The sequence below is a fragment of the Bifidobacterium sp. LH_424 genome, from assembly GCF_056356895.1.
The window spans coordinates 148,153-154,938 of record NZ_JBKEVC010000005.1 but is presented as its reverse complement, the minus strand read 5'-3'; the positions used below and the strand labels follow the sequence as shown (position 1 = coordinate 154,938).

Here is a 6,786-nt window from a genome sequence, read left to right as displayed (position 1 = left end):
CAGGATCCCGTTCGACTTGCATGTGTTAAGCACGCCGCCAGCGTTCATCCTGAGCCAGAATCGAACCCTCCACAAAAAACATTGCAGAAAGACATCGACAGATGACTCTCACTAAAAACAATTGACGGAACATCCTATAAGGAAGGACGTTCGCACAAAAACCCCGACCCCCATCAACGCCCCTCGGCGACTCCGGAAAACCGAAGCGGGAATCGGACTGGCAATCATTGACTATAAAGAAGTAAGTAGTACAACACACTCTTGAGTTCTCAAACCACCACCACGCCGACAGGCAGACCAACCCAACCAGAAGAAGGGGAATCAGCCCGCCGCGCCGAGCGGCAACAGACGAACAATCTACATGAACTCCCACCACAACGCAAACCGGCATGACAAAACCACGCCGAAATCGTTGCAACGACGGCGTTCCACCGGCGTGTCGCAACACGCACGAAACCACGCCGGAACCATCCTCCGACGCGCTCCGCGCGCCACCTCCCGCCAGCGGGAGGAAACACACCAACACACCACCCACAGAATAAACCCACGACGAGCGGCCCCACACACACAGTCCACACCACGGACACACCACGGGCGTATACCTGTGGGTATGACGAAGAAGATCGCAGTCCTGACCGGCGCAGGCATCTCCACATCCGCCGGAATCCCCGATTTCCGCGGTCCGGATGGCGTGTGGACCAAGCATCCGGATCAGATGAGCGTGTACGACATCGACGCGTTCCTCACCGACAAGGAAGCGCGCGAATACTCGTGGCGCTGGCAGAAGGAGTCGCCCGTGTGGAACGCACAGCCGGGCGTCGCGCACAAGGCGCTCGTCAAACTCGAGAAGGCGGGCATGCTCACGCTGCTCGCCACGCAGAACTTCGACGCGCTGCATGAGAAGGCCGGCAACAGCCCAAGCATCATCGTGAACCTGCACGGCACCATCGGCACCTCGCACTGCATGAAATGCCATGCGAAGTACAGCACGGCGGACATCATGGCCCGTCTTGACGAGGAACCGGATCCGCGCTGCCACCGCACGCTCAAATATCAGGGCGACATGCCCTGCAACGGCATGATCAAGACGGACGTCGTCTACTTCGGCGAGGCACTGCCCGACGGTGCGATGGAGAAATCCTACAAGCTCGCCTCGCAGGCCGACGAGCTGTGGGTGATCGGCTCGACGCTGGAGGTGTTCCCCGCCGCGAGCATCGTACCGGTCGCCGCGCAGGCGGGCGTGCCGATCACCATCATGAACATGGGCCGCACGCAGTACGACCGTCTCGCCGACCGCCTCATCCACGACGACATCGCCGTCGCACTGCCGAAACTCGTCGACGAAACGATCGCCGCGAACAGCTGAACCACCGCATACCGCGCCACCATCGTCGTTTCTTAAGTACATACGACGTTTCTTAGGTAGGCGAAACAGCAAGAGGGGCGTTGCAACCATTACGTTGCAACGCCCCTCTGCGTATGGAGCCGAATGAAACCGACCTAAGAACCGACGTCTCGTCCAGTCAGCTTCGCCGTCCGCCGACCGCAAATCGCGCTCAGTAGATGCGCTTGGGCTGGAAGCCTTCGGCGCGGAGGGCGGCGAGGATGCGGTCGATGTGGTCGGGGCCGTTGGTCTCGACGGTCACGCCGAGCGACACCGCGTTCGTGTAGTGGCCGGACGCCTTGAACTGGTCGTGGTCGAGGGCGATCACGTTGGCGCGTTCGCGCGCGAGCAGCGAGGCGACCTTGACGAGCTGGCCCGGCGTATCCGGCAGCTCCACCTCGAAGTTCATGATGCGGCCGCGGGCGATCATGCCCTTCTGGATGACCGCGCCCATCGTCACCGTGTCGATGTTGCCGCCGGACATGATCGGCACGACCACGTGCGGGCCGGGGGCCGCGGCGAACTTGCGCGAACGCAGGTTGAGGTGTTCGAGCGCGGCGAGCGACACCGCGCCGGCCGCCTCGACGACCAGCTTGTGCTTCTCGAGCATGAGCAGGATCATCTCGTTGATGTCACGCTCGGTGACGGTGACGAGATCGTCGAGGAACTCGTTGAGCAGCGCGTACGGCAAATCGCCCGGATGCTTCACGGCGACGCCTTCGGCGGAGGTGACGACCTGATCCGCCTCGGTGACGCGGCCCGCGGCGAACGAGTTCTTCCACGCGGGGGAACCTTCCGGAATCGCGCCGATCACGCGCACCTCCGGCTTGAACGTCTTGATGGCGAGCGCGACGCCCGCGCCGAGTCCGCCGCCGCCGAGCGGCACGACCACGTCGGTCACGTTCGGCACGTCCTCGAGGATCTCCAGACCGATGGTGCCTTGGCCGCAGATGACCTCGTAGTCGTCGAACGGCGGCACGTAGATCATGCCTTCTTTCTCGCTCAGTTCGGCGGCGTGCGCGGCGGCCTCGTCGAAGACGTCGCCGTAGAGGACCACGTCGGCGCCATACGCCTTGGTGGCGTCCACCTTGAGCGGCGGGGTGATGGTCGGCATGCAGATCGTCGCCTTGGCGCCGCGTTCGCGCGCCGCGTAGGCGACGCCCTGCGCGTGGTTGCCCGCGGATGCGGTGACGATGCCGCGCGCCAGCTCCTCGTCGCTGAGGGAGGCGATCTTGTTGTACGCGCCACGGATCTTGAACGAACCGGTGACCTGCAGGTTCTCCGGCTTCAACAGGATCTCGTGCCCGGTCATCTCGCTCAGCGCGGGCGAGGGGATGATCTCGGTGTGACGCGCGGTCCCCTTCAACCGCTCGGCGGCCTTCTTCAGTTCGGCCGCATGGTCACGCTGCAATGCTTTGAGGACGTCTTTCTGTTCCATAGTGCGTATTGTAGGCGGGCACACGGCCGGAGCATGGCCGTGTGCCCGCCTAGCGAATCGACGCGAAATCGACGAGGAATCGACGGCGAACCGTCAAAGAACCGTCAGAGCCGCACGACGACGCCTTCCCACGGGTCGAGCTCGCGGTTGGCGAGCGAGACGACGGCGTGGGACGCGCCATAGGTACTGATCACGATGTCGTGCTCGGTGACGCCGTTGTCGACCAAGGCATACGCTTCGGCCGACAAATCGACGGTGCGGCCAGACAGGTTGACGGCGACGAGCAGCGTGCCGCCAGCCACTCCCGGTGCGCTTTCGAGCGAACGCGTGAACGCGTAGACGTTCGGGTCGTCCGCGTCGATCAGTGTCCAGTCGCCGGCCGCGACGACCGGATCGTCGTGCCGCAACGCGATGAGCCGCTTGTAGAACGCGTACACGGAGTCGGGGTCGTCGAATTCGGCGGCCGCGTTGATGCCGACATGGTTCGGATTGACGCCGATCCACGGTTCGACCGGGGCGTCGGGCGTGGTGAAGCCGGCGTACTTGGACGCATCCCACTGCATAGGAGTGCGGGCGTTGTCGCGGCTGATGAGTTCCAGCGACGCCATCATCGATTCGGCGGATTGGATCTTCGCTTCCTCGACGCGCTGACGGAACGCGTTAATTGATTCGAGATCCCTGTACTGGTCGAGCGACGTGAAGTGCGCGTTGGTCATGCCGAGCTCTTCGCCCTGGTAGATGTACGGGGTGCCGCGGTGCATGTGCAGGAGCAGGCCGAAGGCCTTGGCGGAACGCACGCGCGCCTCCTCGCTGGTGTCGTCGCCCCAACGGGACACGATGCGCGGCTGGTCGTGGTTGCAGAAGAACAGGCTGGCCCAGCCGGCGTTCCTGACGGCGGCCTGCTGGTTCGCCAGCACGCCGCGCAGCCACGGGGTGCGGAACGGGACGAGCTCCCACTTGGAGCGTCCTTCGCCTTCGCCCATGTGGTCGAAGAGGAAGAGCATGTCGAGTTCCTTGTTCGCCGGGTTGGTGATGTGCTCGTTGCGTTCCGGGGTGATGCCCGGCGCCTCGCCGACGGTCATGAAGCCGTCGCGCCCTTCGAACACCTCGCGGCGCATTTCGGCGAGGAACTCGTCCTGACGCGGACCGTCCGCGCAGAACGGGTTCGGGCTCGAGTAGCCTTCCTCGCCGACCGGAAGGTCCTCGAGTTCGGAGCCGGCTTCGCCGGGCAGGCGTCCGGACGCGTCGGTGCGCTTGGAGATCAGGGTGATGACATCCATACGGAAGCCGTCGATGCCGCGATCGAGCCACCAGTTCATCATGTCGTACACGGCATGGCGCACAGCCGGGTTCTCCCAGTTGAGGTCGGGCTGCTTCTTCGAGAACTGGTGCAGGTAGTATTCGCCGCGTTCCGGGCAGTACTCCCATGCGGAGCCGCCGAAGTAGGAGCCCCACTGGTTCGGTTCGGCACCGGGCGTGCCGGGCTCGAAGCCCGGACGCGCGGGACGCCACCAGTACCAGTCGGCGTGCGGGTCGTCGGGGTTCTTGGAGGCTTCGAACCACGCGTGCTCGTCGGAGGTGTGGTTGACGACGAGGTCCATCACGATCTTGAGACCGCGCTTGTGCGCTTCGGCGAGCAGCTCGTCCATGTCGTCGAGCGTGCCGAACAGCAGGTCGATGTCGCGGTAATCGGAGATGTCGTAGCCGTTGTCGTCCTGCGGGGACTTGTAGACCGGGGAGAGCCACAGCACGTCGACGCCGAGGTCGGCGAGATAGTCGAGGCGTGAGGTGATGCCCTTGAGATCGCCGAAGCCGTCGCCGTTCGTGTCCTGGAACGAACGCGGGTAGATCTGGTAGACCACGGCGTTCGTCCACCACGGGTTCGGGGTGGCGCCGTTCGTGCGGATGGCGTCGGGCAGGTTCTCACGGTTGAAAGCGGTCATCGTCGACTCCTTGGTAGGTTGCGTTCCTACCGAACAGGATAGGATTCCACGATTTTCATTCCCATCGGAAAGTCTTCCGGGCGCGGCGGAAAGAAATAGCGACAGGGCGTTCATGCGACGATGACCTCTCGCCGAAGAAGTCGGCGAGAGGTCATCGTGGTCTGAGGCGTCGTCCACTCCCGACACCCTTCGATTGCGGGTTCTCCGCTACTTGACCGCTCCACGCATCACGCCACCGATTACCCACTTCTGGGCGAAGACGTAGACGATGATGATCGGAGCCATGGCCATCAGGTAGCTGGAGAAAGCCATCGGATAGTTGGTGGCGAACTGGGAGCTGAAGACGTACTGAGCCAGCGGGATCGTCTGATTGGACTGGTCGGTCAGGACGATGAGCGGCAGGAGGAAGTCGTTCCACGCCCACAGCGCGGTGGTGATGGCGATCGTGGCGTTGATCGGGCTCATCAGCGGGAAGATGATCTTCCAGAAGATGCGCCACGTACCGGCACCGTCAATACGTGCGGCCTCCTCGAGCGAAACTGGAATCGACCGGATGAAGCCCGTCGCAATGAACAGGTTCGTGCCGAGACCCAGCACCATGTACAGCAGGATCAGGCCGACCTGATTGTCGAGATGCCACGAGCCCATCTGCTTGGCGATCGGCAGCATGACGACCGGGAACGGCACGAACATGGCCGCGATGAAGAAGTAGTACAGGAAGCGGAAGAACCGCTTGTCCATGTTACGGGCCACCGCATACGCAACGAACGTGTTGGTCAGAAGGGTCAGCACGACGGCGGCGACGGTGATGATCGCCGAGTTGAGCGCGGCCTTCGGATAGTTGACCTTGGCGGACGCGTCGGCGAAATTGTGCCACTCCCACGTGGTCGGCAGCGAGAACGTGCCGGCCTCGGCGGGGGTCTTCAGTGCGGTGACGATCGTGAAATAGAGCGGGATCAGGATCGTCAGGGACAGGACCGCGACGGCGGCCGTGAGCCACCAGTTGATGTTGTGGTCCTTGCGGAACTTCTCGGACTTGACACCCGACTTGACGGCGGATTCAGACACTGCGGCACTCATGACACTCACACCTTTTCCTTGCTGCCGAAGAACTTGAGCTGGATGAACGCGATGATCGCGAGGACGATGAAGAAGAGCACGGCGTTAGCGGTCTGGTACGCGTACTCGCCACCGGTCAGGCCGCCCTTCCAGATGAGATAGGTCACGGTCTCGGTGGCGGAGTTCGGACCGCCGTCGGTCAGGGCGACCACCTGGTCGAACGTGCCGAGCGCGTTCTTCATGGACAGGACGAGGTTGATGGTGAAGAACGGTCCGATCAGCGGGAAGGTGATCTTCCAGAACTTCTGCCAGGCGTTGACGCCGTCAAGCGCCGCGGCCTCGTAGATTTCGTCGTCGATTGTCTGCAGGCCGGCAAGGTACAGCAGCACGGAGTAGGCGACACCCTGCCAGACGGCGAGGAAGACAATCGGCACCCACGAATACTGCTCGCTGGTGATCAGCGATTCGGACAGCCATGCGATGCCAAGGGTTTTACCCAGGGCCGGCAGCGGGTTCATGAAGATGTACTTGAACACGTAGCCGATGACCAGCACGGACAGCGTGTAGGGCACGAAGAAGATCGCGCGGAAGCCGTTCTTGAACGCGATCTTGCCGTTCAGCGCGACCGCGATGAACATCGCGATGACGTTGATGAGGATGGTGATCGCCACGGCGATGAGGAACGTGAACAGATAGGCGTGGCCCACGCGGTTGTCTTGGAACAAGGCGATGTAGTTCTTGATGCCGATGAAGTCGTAGTCACCATAGCCTTGCGAATTGGTGAACGAATACATCACGCCCTGTAGGAACGGCACGTACAGGAAGATGGCGAAGACGATGGCGGCGGGCACGGCCATCCAGTAGAAAGCGTGGTCGACCTTGCGGTCGGAGAACGCAGAACGCTTCCGCGCGCTCTTCGCGTGGCTGGCGGGTTTCGTTGCGGTTGTCATGTTCTCTCTCCT

Annotated in this window: 5 protein-coding genes and 1 rRNA gene; 1 reads left to right on the top strand and 5 read right to left on the bottom strand. The window is 62.7% G+C overall.

From position 1 onward, the window contains the following. Positions 1–76 (bottom strand): 16S ribosomal RNA (locus AC1AYP_RS06170); the annotation flags it as partial. A 534-nt stretch (positions 77–610) separates the two neighbouring features. On the opposite strand from AC1AYP_RS06170, the gene AC1AYP_RS06165 reads away from it, so the two are divergent. After that, entirely contained in the window at positions 611–1,366 is a 756-nt protein-coding gene (locus tag AC1AYP_RS06165) for a Sir2 family NAD-dependent protein deacetylase (RefSeq protein ID WP_476503260.1), read from the top strand. Between the two features lie 190 nt (positions 1,367–1,556). Here the strand turns inward: AC1AYP_RS06165 and ilvA are convergent, their stop codons facing one another. The 4 genes from ilvA to AC1AYP_RS06145 form a co-directional block, all read right to left on the bottom strand. After that, positions 1,557–2,822 carry a threonine ammonia-lyase gene (ilvA, locus tag AC1AYP_RS06160; protein WP_034525742.1) on the bottom strand — a complete coding sequence of 422 codons (1,266 nt, stop codon included), beginning with the start codon at positions 2,820–2,822 and terminating at the stop codon, positions 1,557–1,559. A gap of 104 nt (positions 2,823–2,926) precedes the next feature. Further along, a complete protein-coding gene (locus AC1AYP_RS06155) occupies positions 2,927–4,765 on the bottom strand; it encodes a glycoside hydrolase family 13 protein (protein WP_476503258.1) in 1,839 nt (612 codons plus the stop codon). A 207-nt stretch (positions 4,766–4,972) separates the two neighbouring features. Next, entirely contained in the window at positions 4,973–5,845 is an 873-nt protein-coding gene (locus AC1AYP_RS06150; RefSeq protein ID WP_476503257.1) for a carbohydrate ABC transporter permease, read from the bottom strand. Positions 5,846–5,850: 5 nt separating this feature from the next. Beyond that, complete coding sequence (locus tag AC1AYP_RS06145; protein WP_476547162.1) at positions 5,851–6,774, bottom strand: carbohydrate ABC transporter permease; 924 nt, start codon at positions 6,772–6,774, stop codon at positions 5,851–5,853. Between the last annotated feature and the right edge of the window lie 12 nt (positions 6,775–6,786).